Origin of the sequence: Saccharothrix sp. CB00851, from assembly GCF_001905065.1 — a bacterium.
GTDB lineage: Bacteria > Actinomycetota > Actinomycetes > Mycobacteriales > Pseudonocardiaceae > Actinosynnema.
Genome location: NZ_LWLC01000037.1, coordinates 1 through 15,721, shown reverse-complemented (window position 1 = coordinate 15,721; position 15,721 = coordinate 1). Strand labels below are relative to the sequence as shown.

The window sequence follows — 15,721 nt, the reverse complement described above, 5'->3', positions numbered from 1 at the left end:
CAACGGTGACGACGGTCGCGGTCGGCGTGGTCCTGCGCACTCGGCGCGCGTGGGACACTGGAGGGCGCTATGACTGCCCTCCCCCTCGTCTTCGACGCGCCCAAGCGCGGCCTGCCGCCGCGCCACCTCGCCGACCTCTCCGCCGACCAGCGTCGAGAGGCGGTCGCCGCGCTCGGTGAGAAGCCGTTCCGCGCCGCGCAGCTGTCGAACCACTACTTCGGCCGGTTGACCGTCGACCCCGACGCGATGACCGACATCCCCGCCGCCGCCAGGGGACGCCTGGTCACCGACCTGATGCCGCCGTTGTGGACGGAGCTGCGCAGCGTCGAGGCCGATGGCGGCACGACGCGCAAGACGTTGCTGCGCGCGCACGACGGCACGTTGGTCGAGAGCGTCCTGATGCGCTACCCCGACCGCGCCACGCTGTGCATCTCGTCGCAGGCGGGCTGCGGCATGGCGTGCCCGTTCTGCGCCACGGGGCAGGGCGGCCTGACCCGGAACCTGTCGACGGCGGAGATCGTGGACCAGGTGCGGCGCGGCGCGGCGGCCATGCGTGACGGCGAGCTGCCGGGCGGGCCGGGGCGGCTGTCCAACATCGTGTTCATGGGCATGGGCGAGCCGCTGGCCAACTACAAGCGCGTGGTCGAGTCGGTGCACCGGATCTGCGACCCCGCGCCGGACGGGTTGGGCATCTCGCAGCGCTCGGTGACGGTGTCGACGGTGGGCCTGGTGCCCGCGATCCGGAAGCTGACGGAGGAGAACCTCCAGGTGCGGCTGGCCGTGTCGCTGCACACGCCGGACGACGAGCTGCGGGACACGTTGGTGCCGGTGAACACGCGGTGGAAGGTCGCCGAGGTGCTGGAGGCGGCGCGTGGTTACGCCGACCGCACGGGTCGCCGGGTGTCGATCGAGTACGCCCTGATCCGCGACATCAACGACCAGCCGTGGCGTGCGGACATGCTGGGCAAGCTGCTGCGCAAGCACTTGGGCCAGTTGGTGCACGTGAACGTCATCCCGCTGAACCCGACACCGGGCTCGAAGTGGGACGCGTCGCCGAAGCCGGTGGAGCGGGAGTTCGTGCGCCGGGTCAACGACCAGGGCGTCGCGTGCACCGTCCGTGACACGCGCGGCCAGGAGATCGCGGCCGCCTGCGGCCAACTCGCCGCCGAGGGCTGAGCGACCGCTGGCCTCGGCGTTGACCGAACCGACACCCGGCCCGGGGATGGGGTCGAGGATTCGGCGGCGGTTCAGCGGCGTGGGTGACCAGCCGATCGAGCTTCCGCAGCGCGCGGAGCGAGCGCGAGCGGCGGAGTTCCCGGAGTGATCGTCCTCGACACCAACGTCGTGATGCCCGGCCGGCTCGTCGCCGGGGCTGACGCTGGAAGCTCGCCGTCCGGCGTGCCACAATTGTGGCCATGACCGTTGAACCGTTGCGATCGGTGCGCGACCACTTGTCGGACTTCGTGGATCGGGCCGAGCGCGAGCACGAGCGCGTGGTGGTCACTCGGAACGGACGACCCGCGGCCGTGCTGATCGGCTACGACGACCTGGCCGCGCTGGAGGAGACGCTGGAAGTCCTCAGTGACCCGAACGCCATGGCGGCGATCAGGCAGAGCCGCGACGAGGTAGCTCGTGGCGACGTGGTTCGCGGAGTGGAGGCCGTTCGAGCGCTGCGGCCTCGCTCGTGAACCGACCGTACGAACTCCAAGTCTCGACCAGTGCCGCGCGAACCATCCAGGACAAGCTGCCCGAGGGCGTGGCCTCGGCCGTGATCGAGTTCATCACGCACACGTTGCTGGACAACCCTCACCGCGTCGGAAAGCCGCTGCGCTACGAGCTGGAGGGCGTCCACTCGGCTCGGCGTGGAGCCTTCCGGGTGCTCTACGAGATCGACGACGAACGGCGCGAGGTCACCGTGCTGCGCGTCGAACACCGCGCCGACGTGTACCGGCCGCGCTGAGCCCGCGCGTCGCCGCCAGGCGGCCTCGGGCTAGCGGCGCCAGGAGGTGCGGCTGCGGACCTGGTCCCAGATCAGCAGGGCGGCCATGGTGAGGCCCGTGAGGACGACCCAGAGGTCTTCGGTTCGGCCGTGGTGGTTGCCGATCAGCAACGAGAACACAGCCAGGGTGGAGAGCCAGCCCGCGATCTTGATGCCCTTGGGGAACCCGCCGTGCCAACCCCACTCGGCCGACGGCTCTTCGTGGGGGTCGACCGCCGGACGCTTGTCCAGTTCCGAGGACGAAGACACAGCCGCACGACCTTCCTGCCCGATCACGTTCACCAACTGCGCCATCGTCGCACACGCCCGTCCCGCACGAGACGTGAGGTGCGCGGCACCGCTGTGACGTCTACCCTCGGCCCGCGCGCGAGTTCGCCGCGTGTTCGCCGCACCCCGCCAGGCCGGAACGGGCACCCGACTGCCCAGAAAGGCGACGAGGTTGACCGAACAGCCGGTAGCAGGCTTCCACCCGGCCGAAGGCCGCATGCCGGACACGTTCGCGCCGGTCGAAGTCGGCCTGCACGGCGTCACCAAGCGCTTCGCCGACCAGACCGCGGTGGACGACGTCACGTTGCGGATCCACGAAGGCGAGTTCTTCTCCGTCCTCGGCCCGTCCGGCTGCGGCAAGACGACGTTGCTGCGCATGATCGCCGGGTTCGAGGACCCGACCGCGGGCCGGATCGAGCTGGACGGGGTGGACGTCGTCGGCGTGCCGCCCTACCGGCGTGACGTGAACACCGTCTTCCAGTCCTACGCCCTGTTCCCGCACCTGTCGGTGTGGGACAACGTCGCCTACGGCGTCAAGCGCAAGGGTGTGCGCGGTGCGCGGCTGAAGCAGGTGGTGGGCGAGCACCTGGAGCTGGTCCGACTCGACCGGTACGCCAAGCGGCGGCCCGCGCAGCTGTCCGGCGGCCAGCAGCAACGCGTCGCGATCGCCCGCGCGCTGGCGGCCGGGCCGCGGCTGTTGCTGCTGGACGAGCCGCTGGGCGCGTTGGACGCGGTGCTGCGCAAGGAGTTGCAGATCGAGCTGATGCGCATCCAGCGCGAGGTCGGCACCACCTTCCTCTACGTCACGCACGACCAGGAGGAAGCGCTGGTGCTGTCCCACCGCGTCGCCGTGATGAACGCGGGCCGGCTGGCGCAGGTCGGCTACCCGGAGGACGTCTACGAGCGCCCGGCCACCCGGTTCGTCGCCGGGTTCATCGGCACGTCCAACATCCTGGACGCGCGAGTGTCCGGTGTGGACGGTCGCTGGGCGGTGCTGGACGCGCCGGGCGTCACCGGCCTCCGAGCACCGCTGAACGGCCACGTCATCCGCCACGGGCAGCGCGTCGCGGCGACCGTGCGCCCGGAGAAGGTGCACCTGCACGACCTCGCCGACGAGCCGCCCACCGGCTGGTGCGTGCTCACCGGCACGGTCCGCGACGTCGTGTACGCGGGCGTGTCCACGCAGTACGTGGTGGACGTGCCGGGCGGCGCGGAGCTGGTCGCGTTCGTCCAGAACACCCGCCGCGTCGCCGACGCGGGCTCGCCGGGCCAGGCCGTGCGGATGGCCTGGGATCCCGACTTCACCGTGCTGCTGGGGAGCGTCGATGAGTGAGAAGCACCTCCGGATCGCCCGCCTCTGGGACACCGGGAACCCGCGAGTGACCCGCCGGACGATGCTGCGGTCGACGGCGTTCTTCGCACTGGCCGCCACCGGGGCGTGCGGGGTGGGGGAGGCACCGTCGACCGCCACCAGCAGCACGACGCCCGCGTCGAGCACCAAGGCGACCAACGCGGTCGTCGAGCCGAAGCTCAACTTCTACAACTGGACCGACTACATCGCGCCCGACACGCTGTCCGGCTTCACCGACGCCTCGGGCATCGACGTCACCTACGACAACTTCAGCTCCAACGACGAGATGGAAGCCAAGATCGCCTCCGGCGCGGCCGGGTACGACCTCGTGGTGCCCAGCGACAACTTCCTGCGCCGGTTCCTGCGCTCTGGGCTGCTCTCCCCGCTGGACCACGACCTCCTGCCGAACCTGAAGAACGTGGGCAAGCGGTTCACCGAGGCCGACTACGACCCGGGTCACGCCCACTCGGTGCCGTGGGCGTGGGGCACGACGGGCCTGGCGTACTCGAAGTCGCAGCTCGGCGAGGTGACCGGGTTCTCGGCCTACGACCTGGCCGCCGCGCAGGGCCGCGGCACGATCCTGGACGAGGCGCGCGACGCGATGGCGCTCGGCCTGCTCAAGCTCGGCCACGACCCGAACACCACCGACGAGAAGCAGCTCGCCGAAGCCGTGGAAGTCCTGCTGGAGCTGAAGAAGAAGCTCGGCCAGATCACCTCGGACGTGATCGAGCCGCTCACCTCCGGTCAGGTGCCGCTGGCCCAGGCGTACTCCGGTGACGCGTTCCAGGCCCGCGAGGCGAACGAGGACCTGGCCTACGCCATCCCGGTCGAGGGCGGCCTGTCCTACGTCGACCTGCTGTGCGTGCCGAAGGACGCGCCGCACGCGGAGAACGCGCACAAGTTCATCGACTACGTGCTGGAGCCGTCGGTCGGCGCCGCGCTGGCCAACGCGATCCGCTACGGCAGCCCGAACGAGGCCGCCAAGCCGATGATCGACCCCGAGCTGCTCGACGACCCGCTGGTCTACCCGTCGGACGAGCAGTTGGCGAAGCTGCCGTTCACCAAGGACCTCGGCGCGGACGTGGAAGCCCGCTACGCCGACGCGTGGACCAGGGTGAAGACCGGTTGACGGTCCGGCCGCGGTGGCTGGTCGCCACGGGTCTGCTCGCGCCGACCGGGGTGTGGCTCGGCCTGTTCCTGATCGCGCCGCTGGCGCTGGTGGTGCAGTTCAGCTTCGCCACCCGTGACACCGGCGTGGCGCGCGCCGTGCTGCCGTGGACGCTGCGGGCGTACGCGACCGCGCTGGACCCGGCGTTCCTGCCGATCTTCGGCCGCACGCTGGCCTACGCGGGCGCGACCACGGCGTTGTGCCTGCTCCTGGGCTTCCCGCTGGCGTGGTTCATCGCCCGGCACGGCGGCCGGCTGCGGACCGCGCTGCTGGTGGCGGTGCTGGTGCCGTTCTGGTCGAGCTACCTGGCCCGGATCTACGCGTGGAAGGCGCTGCTGGACGGTGACGGCCTGGTCAACCTGCTGCTGGGCGCCGTGGGGCTCGACCGCGACGGCGGGTTCCTGTTGACGCACGGCGCGGTGGTGGTGGGGCTGACGTACGGGTTCCTGCCGTTCATGGTGCTGCCCCTGTACGTGGCGTGCGAGCGGTTCGACCACCGGCAGGTGGAGGCGTCCTACGACCTGGGGCACGGCCGGGCGTCGACGTTCCTGCGGGTGGTGCTGCCCGGCGTGTTCCCGGGGGTGCTGGCCGGGTCGTTGCTGGTCTTCGTGCCGTCGGCGGGTGATTTCGTGACGCCGAAGCTGCTCGGCGGGGTGGGCCAGTCGACGTTCGGCAGCGTGATCGACGACCAGTTCCGCGGCGGCAACAACTGGCCGCTCGGGTCGGCGATGGCGGTGGTGCTGCTGGTGCTGGTGGCGGTCGTGCTGGTGCTGCGCGGCCGGCGCGGCGAGGACGTGCTGTGAGCCGGCGGCCGTGGGCGCTGGGCGTGGTCGCCGCGCTGGTGTTCGGGTTCCTCTACGCGCCGATCGGGTGGCTGGCGCTGGTCTCGTTCAACGACTCGCGGTCGCTGAGCCGCGTCACCGGGCTGTCGACGCGCTGGTACGTCGAGCTGTTCGGCGACGCGCGCGTGCTCGACGCGCTGGGGCTGAGCCTGCGGCTGGCCGCGACGAGCGCCGTGGTCGCCACCGCCATCGGCACGCTCGCCGCGTTCGGGTTGCGCCGCGCGTTCCCCGGCCGGGGCGTGTGGACGGTCCTGTTGAGCCTGCCGCTCGTGGTGCCCGAGGTGGTGCTGGGGGTGGCGCTGCTCGGGTTCTGCGTGAAGCTGGCGGGCATCCCGCTCGGGTTCGGCGCGCTGCTGGCCGCGCACGTGGCGTTCTCGCTGAGCTTCGTGGTGGTCGTGGTGCGCGCCCGGGTGGCCGGGCTGGACCCCCGCCTCGAGGAGGCCGCCGCCGACCTCGGCGCGAGCCCGCTGGTGGCGTTCCGCACCGTCACGTTGCCGCTGGTCGCGCCCGCGGTGGCGGCCGGGGCGGCGTTCGCGTTCCTGCTGTCGTTCGACGACGTGGTGACGTCCAGCTACCTGACCGGTGTCGGCTCCACCACGCTGCCCGTGTTCGTCTACGCCCAAGCCGGCCGCCGGGGCGTGTCGCCGGAGATCGTCGCGTTGTCGACGCTGATGGTGGCGGTCAGCGCGGCCGTGCTGATCGCGGGCGTGCTCGTCGTCGCCTGGCGCGCCCGGCGCGCGTCACCTGCGTCAACTTTCGTCGGCAGCGGTCGAGACCAAGGAACGCGGCCGACCGGCGGGTAGGTCTCCTACCGTGGTGCCCTGTGACGTCTGTCGTTCAGCGGCTGCGGCCCGTCCTGCCGGACCTCCGGGAGGCGCCCGCCGCGTTCCTGCGCACCCACGCCGAACGCCTCGGCCAGGTCACGCCCTGGCGGGTGGGGCGTGAGGTGCTGGCCATCGCCCTGCTGCTCGGCCTGGACGTGTTCCCCGGCTGGGTCGCGAGCAACTGGCGGCTGTCCGGCTGGGAGCTGATCGCGCTCGGTGTCGGGTACGTGGCGATCTTCCTGACCAGGCTGCTGTTCCCCGCGCTGGCCCTGCTGATCGGCACCTGGGTCGTCTTCAGCGCCGAGCACGGCGGCGTGGCGATGGTGGTCATGCTGGCCTACTCCGCCGGTTACCGGATCGCGCCGTGGCAGCGCTCGCTGCTCACCGCGGTCCTCGCGCTCGCCCTGCACATGTTCGCCTGGGGTGTGTCGACGCCCGGCCTCTCCGGGCCGTTCGGCCAGTTCGTGATGCTGACCGTCTACGGCATGGTCGTGGCACTGCCGTTCCTGGTCGGCCGGTACGCGGCCCAGCGCAACGCCCTGGTCGCGGCGCTGCAGGAGCGCGAGGAACGGGTGGTGCGCGAGCGGCGGATGGTGTCGCGCCAGGTCAGGCTGCGCGAGCGCAACCGGATCGCCCAGGACATGCACGACAGCCTCGGCCACCGGCTCAGCCTCATCTCCGTGCACGCGGGCGCGCTGGCCCTGGACTCCGGCCTCGGCGAACGGCAGCGCGAGGCGGTGCAGGTGCTGCGCAGCGCGGCCCTGACGGCGATGGAAGAGCTGCGCGGCGTCATCGGCGTGCTGCGGCGTGACGAGGAGCCCGAGGAGGACCAGGCCCGCCGGACGACCGTCGGTGGAACCGACAACCGGACGGTGGACGCGATCGACGAACTGGTCGACGGCGCTCGGCGGGCCGGTGTGCGGGTCAGCCTCGTCCGCGGTGGCCAGCCCGTGCCGCTGCCCGCGAAGGTCAGCCACGCGGCGTACCGCATCGCGCAGGAGGGCCTGACCAACGCCAACAAGCACGCGCCGGGCGCGAGCGTGCAGGTGACCGTGAAGTACGAGCCGGACGCGCTGGTGGTGGAGGTGCGCAACAACCCGCCCCGCACGAAGCTGCCGAGCGGCGGCGGGTTCGGCCTGATCGGGCTGGGTGAGCGGGTGCGGCTGGCGGGCGGCATGCTGCACGTCGGGGAGTTGCCGACCGGCGGGTTCCGGATCGCGGCCGTGCTGCCGTACGAGGACACCGCGGCGGCGGGCGACGAGCCGTCCGACGAGGAGCAGCCCGAGCCCGCCAAGCCGACCGGCATCCGCAAGTGGGCGGGCGTCGGCTCGATCGTGCTGGCCGGGATCGTGGTGCTGGTGGTGGTCGGCGGCTACACGTGGATCGGGTCGCAGCCCGTCACCAAGGTGGTGTCCGAGCAGTTGTACGACTCGGTGTCGGTCGGGCAGTCGCAGGCCGAGGTGATGGCCAGGCTCCCGGGCGGTGCCGAGCCGCCGCTGGGCGACATCACGTCCGACGCCGCGCCGGAGCCTCCCGGCGCGGAGTGCGAGTACCGCGTGGCCGACGTGCAGACGTACTCCTCGCGTGCGACCAAGATCGTGCGGTTCTGCTTCGCGAACGGCACCCTGGTCGAGAAGAACACCCACCTGCAGGGGATGTGAACGTGATCCGGGTCCTCATCGCCGACGACGAGCCGCTGATGCGCGCGGGCATCAAGGCCATCCTCGGCACCGCCGACGACATCGAGCTGGTCGCGGAGGCCGGTGACGGCCGGGAAGCCGTGCGCATCGCGCTGGAACGGCGGGTGGACGTCGCCGTGCTCGACATCCGGATGCCCCGCCTGGACGGCCTGGCCGCGGCACGCGAGTTGCGCACCGTCGCGCCCTCTGTGCGGGTGGTGATGCTCACCACGTTCGGCGAGGACGACAACATCGTCCGGGCGCTGTCCGACGGCGCCGCGGGCTTCCTGCTCAAGGACTCCGCCCCGGAGGAGCTGCTACGCGCGGTGCGCGCCGTTCACTCGGGCGAGGCATATCTGTCACCCATGGTCACGAGCCGGGTGGTGGGGATGGTGGCGCAGGTGGGCCAGCCGCGCCGCCAGGAGGCGATGCGCCAGGTCGAAGGGCTGACCGAACGCGAGGTCGAGGTGTTGTCGCTGCTCGGGCTCGGCATGTCGAACGCCGACGTCGGGCAGCGGTTGCACATGAGCGAGGCGACCGTGAAGACCTACGTGAGCAGGCTGCTGGCCAAGCTCGGGCTCACCAACCGGGTGCAGGCGGCCCTGCTGGCGCGGGACGCGGGCCTGGCGAATTAGCCCGGACGCGAGTGTGCCCCGCCGATTTCTCGACGGGGCACACCCTGAGTGGTTGCTTGTTCCTGTCGTCATGCCCTGGCTCGGGAACCGGTCACCATGCGGTAGATGCCCAGCACGATCAGCGAGCCGAGGATGGCGAGCAGCCAGGTGCTCAGGTCGAAGAACGTGTTGATGTCGGTCCCGAAGATGGCCCGGCCGACGAAACCACCGATGATGGCGCCGACAATGCCGAGCAGCATCGTGATGATGATGCCGCCGGGGTCCCGACCTGGCATGATGGCCTTGGCGATGGCACCCGCGATGAGGCCGAGGACGATCCAACCCAAGATGCCCACGGGGGCTCTCCTTCCTGATGGCCGCGACGGGCGGATCCGTCGGGCGCTTGATCGAGGAATGCCCACGTTCGGGTGAGACCACGCGCTCGTTACCGTTCCGTTATCGAAGTACCGCTGTGCGGGCTATCAGGATGGTTCGGCCACAATGGGTGGTGATGAGCACACCACGCACCGTCCTGGTCCTCGGGTCGACCGGGTCGGTCGGCACCCAGGCCCTCGACGTCATCGCCGCCAACCGCGACCGGTTCACCGTGGTCGGCCTCGCCGCGGGCGGCGCGGACCCGGCCGCCCTCGCCGCCCAGGCCGTCGAGTTCGGCGTTCAGGCCGTGGCCGTCGCCCGGGCCACCGCGGTCGAGGACGTCACGCTCGCCCTCTACGCCGAGGCGCAGAAGCGCGGCTACCCGCAGGGCGCGTTCAAGCTGCCGCGCATCCTCGCGGGCCCGACCGCCATGACCGACCTGGTCGACTCCACCCCCGCCGACGTGGTGCTCAACGGCATCACCGGCTCCATCGGGCTGGCGCCGACGCTGCACGCCCTCAAGACGGGCGCCACGCTCGCCCTGGCCAACAAGGAATCGCTGATCGCGGGCGGTCCGCTGGTGCTCAAGGCGGCCAAGCCGGGCCAGCTCGTGCCGGTCGACTCCGAGCACTCCGCCCTGGCCCAGTGCCTGCGCGGCGGCCGGGCCGACGAGGTCGCCAAGCTCGTGCTCACCGCCTCCGGCGGCCCGTTCCGCGGCCGCACCCGCGCCGACCTCGCCGACGTCACCGCGCGTGAGGCCATGGCGCACCCCACGTGGTCGATGGGCCCGGTCATCACCATCAACTCGGCCACCCTGGTCAACAAGGGCCTGGAGCTGATCGAGGCGCAGCTGCTGTTCGGCGTGCCCTACGAGAGCATCGACGTGGTCGTGCACCCGCAGTCCATCGTGCACTCGATGGTCACGTTCACCGACGGCTCCACGCTCGCCCAGGCCAGCCCGCCGGACATGAAGCTGCCGATCGCGCTGGCCCTGGGCTGGCCCGACCGCGTCCCCGGCGCCGCCGCCGCGTGTACTTTCGACGTGGCGACGGCGTGGACGTTCGAGCCGCTGGACGACGAGACGTTCCCGGCGGTGCGGCTGGCCAGGCAGGCGGGCTCCGGCGGTGGCTGCCTGCCCGCGGTCTACAACGCGGCGAACGAGGAAGCGGTCGCGGTCTTCCTCGGCGGCGGCACGTCGTTCACCTCCATCGTGGACACTGTCGAACGGGTGCTCGCGGAGGCGGACGGCTGGGCGCACGAGCCGGTCGACGTCGACGAAGTCCTCGCGGCGGAGCAATGGGCCCGGGCGCGGGCGCGGGAACTCGTGGCCACTTCGGTGGGGTCTGGAAGGGACTGACGTGCTCGTTTTTCTGGGCATTCTGCTGTTCGCCCTGCTCATCGGCGTCTCCATCGCGCTGCACGAGCTCGGCCACCTGGCCACGGCGAAGATGTTCGGGATGAAGGTGACCCGGTACTTCATCGGGTTCGGACCGAAGATCTGGTCCTTCCGCCGCGGTGAGACCGAGTACGGCATCAAGGCCATCCCGGCGGGTGGCTTCTGCGAGATCACCGGCATGACCGCGCTGGAGGAGGTCGCGCCGGAGGACCGGCACCGCGCCTTCAACAAGCAGAAGACCTGGAAGCGCGTGGTGGTGCTGTCCGCGGGCTCCATCACCCACTTCATCGTGGGCTTCATCATCCTGTACTTCATGGCCTTCACCATGGGCATTCCGAACCTGCGCGACTCCGCGCTGATCGCCGAGGTGGCCCCGTGCGTGCAGAGCAGCACCGAGGCCGAGTGCGCGCCCGGTGCGCCCTCGCCGGCCAAGGACGCGGGCTTCCAGGTCGGTGACGAGATCGTGGCGGTGGGTGGCGCGGCCACCCCGACCTGGGCGGACGTGCTGACCAAGACCCGCGAGCGGACCGGCACGACCGAGTTCAAGGTGCTCCGCGACGGTGAGGAGCTGACCCTCACCGCCGACGTCGCCCGGGTCGAACGCGAGATGCAGCGCAAGGACGGCACGCGCTACACCGAAGAGGTCGGCGCGATCGGCGTCATCCAGCAGCGCAACTTCGAGTACAACGCGATCACCGCGATCGGTGGCGCCACCCAGTTCACCGGCACGATGTTCGAGAACACCTGGCGCGGCCTGATCGCCTTCCCGCAGAAGATCCCGGCCGTGATCGAGGCCATCGGCGGTGGCGAGCGCGACATCGACAGCCCGGTCAGCGTGGTCGGCGCGAGCAGGCTCGGCGGCGAGGCGGTCGACCGGGGCCTGTGGCAGCTGTTCTGGCTGATGCTGGCGGGCCTGAACTTCTTCGTGGGTGTGTTCAACCTCCTGCCGCTGCTGCCGCTTGACGGTGGTCACATCGCCGTCAACCTCTACGAACGGGTGCGAAACTGGATCCGGAAGCTGCGCGGGCTCCCGGCCGGCGCACCGGTCAACTACCTGCGACTATTGCCGCTGACCTACTTCGTGATCTTCGTCGGCGGGTCGGTCACGCTACTGACGATCACCGCCGACATCGTCAACCCCATCAAGCTCTTCCAGTGATCCCAGTGAGAGGTGCCAGTTCATGAGTGACGGCGTCATGCTCGGTCTTCCGGCGATGCCTCCTCCGGTGTTGTCGGAGCGGCGCAAGACCCGCCAGCTCATGGTGGGTTCGGTCGGCGTCGGCAGCGAGTTCCCCGTCTCGGTGCAGTCGATGACGACCACCGTCACGGCGGACGTGAACGCGACGTTGCAGCAGATCGCGGAGCTGACCGCGGCGGGCTGCGACATCGTGCGGGTGGCGTGCCCGTCGCAGGACGACGCGGACGCGCTGGCGGCGATCGCGAAGAAGTCGCAGATCCCGGTCATCGCGGACATCCACTTCCAGCCGAAGTACGTGTTCGCGGCGATCGAGGCCGGGTGCGCGGCGGTGCGGGTGAACCCGGGCAACATCAAGAAGTTCGACGACAAGGTCAAGGAGATCGCGCAGGCGGCCCGTGACCACAACACCCCGATCCGGATCGGCGTGAACGCGGGCTCGCTCGACCCGCGCCTGATGGCGAAGTACGGCAAGGCGACGCCGGAGGCGCTGGCGGAGTCGGCGCTGTGGGAGGCGTCGCTGTTCGCCGAGCACGACTTCCACGACTTGAAGATCTCGGTGAAGCACAACGACCCGGTGGTGATGATCCGGGCGTACGAGCTGCTGGCCGAGCAGTGCGACTACCCGCTGCACCTGGGTGTGACGGAGGCCGGCCCGGCGTTCCAGGGCACGATCAAGTCGGCGGTCGCCTTCGGCGCGCTGCTGCGGCAGGGCATCGGCGACACGATCCGCGTCTCGCTGTCCGCGCCGCCCGTCGAAGAGGTCAAGGTCGGGCACCAGATCCTGCAGTCGCTCAACCTGCGGCCGCGCAAGCTGGAGATCGTCTCGTGCCCGTCCTGCGGGCGTGCGCAGGTGGACGTCTACACGCTGGCGGAGCAGGTCACGGCGGGCCTGGAGGGCATGGAGGTGCCGCTGCGGGTCGCCGTCATGGGCTGCGTGGTGAACGGGCCGGGCGAGGCGCGTGAGGCGGACCTGGGCGTGGCCTCGGGCAACGGCAAGGGTCAGATCTTCGTCAAGGGCCAGGTGATCAAGACCGTGCCCGAGCACCAGATCGTGGAGACCCTGATCGAGGAGGCCATGCGCCTCGCCGAGGAGATGGGCGAGACCGTCGACGGCGGCGAACCCGTCGTGACGGTCGGCTGAGGCGGGTCGGGAGTCGGCTGAGCGGGTGGCAGACGCGCGGGTAACGGTGTCCATCTGGCAGGCTTGACGACGTGCTGAGGTTGGCTGGCGCGCGGTTGCTCGACGAGCGGGACCTGTCGGAGGTCCTCGCCGTGCTCGCGGCCGACCCGGTGGCGTCCTGCATGGTCGCCGCCCGGGTCGAGGTCGCGGGCCTCGACCCGTGGCGGCTCGGCGGCGAGGTGTGGGCGTACGACCACCGGTCGCTGCGCGGCGGCCGGGTCGACGCGCTGTGCTTCGCCGGGCCGAACCTGATCCCGCTGCGTGGCAACCCGACCGCGCTGCGCGGTTTCGCCGACCGCGCCCGCCGCCGCGGCCGCATGTGCTCGTCGCTGGTCGGGCCCGCCGAGCAGGTGCTGGGCCTGTGGGAGGAACTGGCACCCGACTGGGGGCCGGCCCGTGAGGTGCGCGCCGACCAGCCGCTGATGGCGTTGGGCGGCAGCCCGTCGATCCCGCTGGACCCGCTCGTCCGACCCGTTCGACCGGACGAGCTGGACCGGTACCTGCCCGCCGCGATCGCCATGTTCATCGAGGAGGTCGGCGTCGACCCGTGCGCCGAGGACGGCGGCGCGTCGTACCGGGCACGGGTGGCCGAGCTCATCGCGGGCGGGCGGGCGTTCGCCCGGTTCGAGGGCGGCGACGTGGTGTTCAAGGCCGAGATCGGGGCCATGTCGGCGAAGGTCGGCCAGATCCAGGGCGTGTGGGTGCGGCCGGACCGCCGCGGCCAGGGCATCGGCGCGGCGGGTACCGCGGCGGTGGCCGAACGCCTGGTCAGAGGCCTGGGCCGGACCGCGTCGCTGTACGTGAACTCCTACAACGACGTGGCCAAGGCGGCGTACCGCAAGATCGGGTTCTCCCAGGTCGGCCAGTACGCGACCGTCCTGTTCTGACACCGTCGCGGTGTGTCGCGGGCGACACCGGGCATACTCGGCGCCGTGATCGCGCGCAAGGTGGCCCTCTTCGGGGTGGTCCTGCTGCTCGTCAGCGGCTGCGGCCTCTTCTCCTCCCGTCCCGGTCCGGACCAGGTGGCCGGGGACTTCCTGACCGAGCTCGCCGCCGGTGACGTCGACGGCGCGGCCGGGCTGACCGACGACCCGGGCGGCGCCAAGGAGGTGCTGGGCAAGGTCCGCGAGGTGCTCAAGCCCGAGGGCCTGAGCGCCAGGGTCGAGCAGGTGCGCTCGGCGGGCGAGTCGACCACCGCCGACGCGACCGCGCAGCTGGACTGGGACCTCGGGCACGACCACGCGTGGAGCTACCGGACCGAGTTCGACCTGCGCCGCGAAGAGGACGACTGGAAGGTGCACTGGGCGCCTTCGGTCGTGCACCCGAAGCTGGCCGTGCAGCAGACGTTGGGCGTGGCCCAGGTGAAGCCCGCGCTGGCGCCGGTGCTGGACCGGGACGGCACGCCGCTGCTCGCGCCGGAGCTGGTCGTGTCGATCCTGCTCGACGCCAAGGAGGCGGGCGACGTGAACACGGTGGCCGCCGCGCTGGCCACCGCCCTGAACCCGATCGACGCCGCGATCACCCAGGCCTCGATCGTGGCAGGCGTGTCGAAGGTGCCCGCCGGGCAGGTCTACCAGGTGGCCGCGCTGCGTGACGCGGACTACCAGACCGTGAAGCCCGCGATCTACGAGCTGCCGGGGGTGCGGTTCACCACGCAGACGAACCTGCTCGCGCCGTCGCGCACGTTCGGGTCGCAGGTGCTGCCCGCCGTGCGCAAGGCGGTCGAGGAGGAGATCGCCGGTCGGGCCGGGCTGCGCGTCTACACCGTGAACGCGGCCGGTGACGAGGTGGAGACCCTGCACGAGCAGGCGCCGGAACCGGCGCAGGCGATCTCGACCGCGTTGAGCCGGACCGTGCAGGCGGCGGCGGAGGACGCGCTGGAGCCCGTGCCGCAGGCGGCGATGCTGGTGGCGCTGCAGGCGTCGACCGGCGAGGTGCTGGCGGTGGCGCAGAACGGCCCGGCCGACGCGGAGGGGCCGATGGCGTTGACCGGCCGCTACCCGCCCGGGTCGACGTTCAAGATCGTGACGGCGGCGGCGGCGATGTCGTCCGGGCAGGCGACGGCGGACAGCCCGCTGCCGTGCCCCGGCAAGGCGGTCATCGACGGTCGCCGGGTGGTGCCGAACGACCGCGAGTTCGACAAGGGCACGATCCCGCTGCACTCGGCGTTCGCGTTCTCGTGCAACACGACGTTCGCGCAGCTCGCGGCGGGGATGGCGCCGGACGCGCTGACCAAGGCGGCGGAGTCGTTCGGCCTGGGCGTCGACTTCGAGATCCCGGCGATCACCACGATCACCGGTTCCGTGCCGCCCGCCACCGACGTGGTGGAGCGGGCGGAGGACGGCTTCGGCCAGGGCAAGCTGCTGGCCAGCCCGTTCGGCATGGCGGTGGTGGCGGCGACGACGGCGGCGGGCGAGATGCCGGTGCCGACGCTGCTGAAGGGCCGTGAGACGAAGGTCGACCGCACCCCGACCCCACCCGCGCCCGCCGTGCTGGGGCCGTTGCGGGCGATGATGCGGGAAGTCGTCGAATCCGGCACCGCGCCGCAGCTCAAGCCGTACGGGGACGTGCGGGGCAAGACGGGCACGGCGCAGTTCGGCGACGGCACGAACTCCCACGGCTGGTTCGTCGGCTACCGGGGCGACGTGGCGTTCGCGACCCTGGTCCTGGGCACCAACAGCTCCGCCCCGGCCGTGGACGCCTCCGCCCGCTTCCTGGCCGCGTTGGGCTGAACGGCCGGCGGACCCGCAACAGCACCACAGAGGCCCGATTTCACATGGGGTTCGGGTGCTTTAGGCTGGTCGAAGCCGGGCAGGCTTGGCGGGCGC

General features: G+C 71.4%; 16 protein-coding genes. 14 read left to right on the top strand and 2 right to left on the bottom strand.

Annotation, left to right across the window (positions count from 1 at the left end):
- Positions 1-69: 69 nt before the first annotated feature.
- The 3 genes from rlmN to A6A25_RS31745 all read left to right on the top strand — a co-directional run bounded on the left by rlmN (position 70) and on the right by A6A25_RS31745 (position 1,960).
- Positions 70-1,176, top strand: a complete 1,107-nt coding sequence (gene rlmN, locus A6A25_RS31755; RefSeq protein WP_073896515.1) for a 23S rRNA (adenine(2503)-C(2))-methyltransferase RlmN — start codon at positions 70-72, stop codon at positions 1,174-1,176.
- 239 nt (positions 1,177-1,415) lie between these two features.
- Positions 1,416-1,688, top strand: a complete 273-nt coding sequence (locus A6A25_RS31750) for a type II toxin-antitoxin system Phd/YefM family antitoxin (protein ID WP_073896513.1) — start codon at positions 1,416-1,418, stop codon at positions 1,686-1,688.
- On the top strand, positions 1,685-1,960 hold the full coding sequence (locus A6A25_RS31745) for a type II toxin-antitoxin system RelE family toxin (protein WP_073896511.1): 276 nt from the start codon (positions 1,685-1,687) through the stop codon (positions 1,958-1,960). The genes A6A25_RS31750 and A6A25_RS31745 overlap by 4 nt, the downstream gene beginning before the upstream one ends.
- Before the next feature lie 30 nt (positions 1,961-1,990).
- On the opposite strand, the gene A6A25_RS31740 is transcribed toward A6A25_RS31745, so the two are convergent.
- The gene (locus A6A25_RS31740) at positions 1,991-2,248 is read right to left on the bottom strand and encodes a DUF2631 domain-containing protein (RefSeq protein ID WP_241829018.1); all 258 of its coding nucleotides are present in this window, start codon (positions 2,246-2,248) and stop codon (positions 1,991-1,993) included.
- 190 nt (positions 2,249-2,438) lie between these two features.
- Between A6A25_RS31740 and A6A25_RS31735 the strand changes: the two genes are divergently transcribed.
- From A6A25_RS31735 to A6A25_RS31710, 6 genes are read left to right on the top strand one after another with little or no spacing between them, the layout of a single operon-like run.
- Positions 2,439-3,599, top strand: a complete 1,161-nt coding sequence (locus tag A6A25_RS31735) for an ABC transporter ATP-binding protein (RefSeq protein ID WP_241829017.1) — start codon at positions 2,439-2,441, stop codon at positions 3,597-3,599.
- On the top strand, positions 3,592-4,746 hold the full coding sequence (locus A6A25_RS31730; RefSeq protein ID WP_073896507.1) for a polyamine ABC transporter substrate-binding protein: 1,155 nt from the start codon (positions 3,592-3,594) through the stop codon (positions 4,744-4,746). Before A6A25_RS31735 ends, A6A25_RS31730 begins: the two co-directional genes overlap by 8 nt.
- Entirely contained in the window at positions 4,743-5,588 is an 846-nt protein-coding gene (locus A6A25_RS31725) for an ABC transporter permease (RefSeq protein ID WP_073896647.1), read from the top strand. The genes A6A25_RS31730 and A6A25_RS31725 overlap by 4 nt, the downstream gene beginning before the upstream one ends.
- A complete protein-coding gene (locus tag A6A25_RS31720; protein ID WP_073896506.1) occupies positions 5,585-6,430 on the top strand; it encodes an ABC transporter permease in 846 nt (281 codons plus the stop codon). Before A6A25_RS31725 ends, A6A25_RS31720 begins: the two co-directional genes overlap by 4 nt.
- Before the next feature lie 20 nt (positions 6,431-6,450).
- Positions 6,451-8,112, top strand: coding sequence for a sensor histidine kinase (locus A6A25_RS31715; protein WP_073896504.1), 1,662 nt, complete (start codon positions 6,451-6,453; stop codon positions 8,110-8,112).
- 2 nt (positions 8,113-8,114) lie between these two features.
- Positions 8,115-8,765 (top strand): response regulator, encoded by a 651-nt coding sequence (locus tag A6A25_RS31710; RefSeq protein WP_073896645.1) that lies wholly within the window; start codon positions 8,115-8,117, stop codon positions 8,763-8,765.
- Between the two features lie 68 nt (positions 8,766-8,833).
- Here the strand turns inward: A6A25_RS31710 and A6A25_RS31705 are convergent, their stop codons facing one another.
- The gene (locus A6A25_RS31705) at positions 8,834-9,100 is read right to left on the bottom strand and encodes a GlsB/YeaQ/YmgE family stress response membrane protein (RefSeq protein WP_073896502.1); all 267 of its coding nucleotides are present in this window, start codon (positions 9,098-9,100) and stop codon (positions 8,834-8,836) included.
- Between the two features lie 155 nt (positions 9,101-9,255).
- Here A6A25_RS31705 and dxr point away from each other — a divergent pair, with 155 nt between their 5' ends.
- The 5 genes from dxr to A6A25_RS31680 all read left to right on the top strand — a co-directional run bounded on the left by dxr (position 9,256) and on the right by A6A25_RS31680 (position 15,625).
- Positions 9,256-10,476 carry a 1-deoxy-D-xylulose-5-phosphate reductoisomerase gene (gene dxr, locus A6A25_RS31700; protein WP_073896643.1) on the top strand — a complete coding sequence of 407 codons (1,221 nt, stop codon included), beginning with the start codon at positions 9,256-9,258 and terminating at the stop codon, positions 10,474-10,476.
- Position 10,477: 1 nt separating this feature from the next.
- The gene (locus tag A6A25_RS31695; protein WP_073896501.1) at positions 10,478-11,674 is read left to right on the top strand and encodes a M50 family metallopeptidase; all 1,197 of its coding nucleotides are present in this window, start codon (positions 10,478-10,480) and stop codon (positions 11,672-11,674) included.
- A 22-nt stretch (positions 11,675-11,696) separates the two neighbouring features.
- Complete coding sequence (gene ispG / locus A6A25_RS31690; protein WP_073896499.1) at positions 11,697-12,854, top strand: flavodoxin-dependent (E)-4-hydroxy-3-methylbut-2-enyl-diphosphate synthase; 1,158 nt, start codon at positions 11,697-11,699, stop codon at positions 12,852-12,854.
- 71 nt (positions 12,855-12,925) lie between these two features.
- A complete protein-coding gene (locus A6A25_RS31685) occupies positions 12,926-13,780 on the top strand; it encodes a GNAT family N-acetyltransferase (protein WP_073896497.1) in 855 nt (284 codons plus the stop codon).
- A gap of 45 nt (positions 13,781-13,825) precedes the next feature.
- Positions 13,826-15,625 carry a penicillin-binding transpeptidase domain-containing protein gene (locus A6A25_RS31680; RefSeq protein ID WP_073896495.1) on the top strand — a complete coding sequence of 600 codons (1,800 nt, stop codon included), beginning with the start codon at positions 13,826-13,828 and terminating at the stop codon, positions 15,623-15,625.
- Positions 15,626-15,721: the final 96 nt, after the last annotated feature.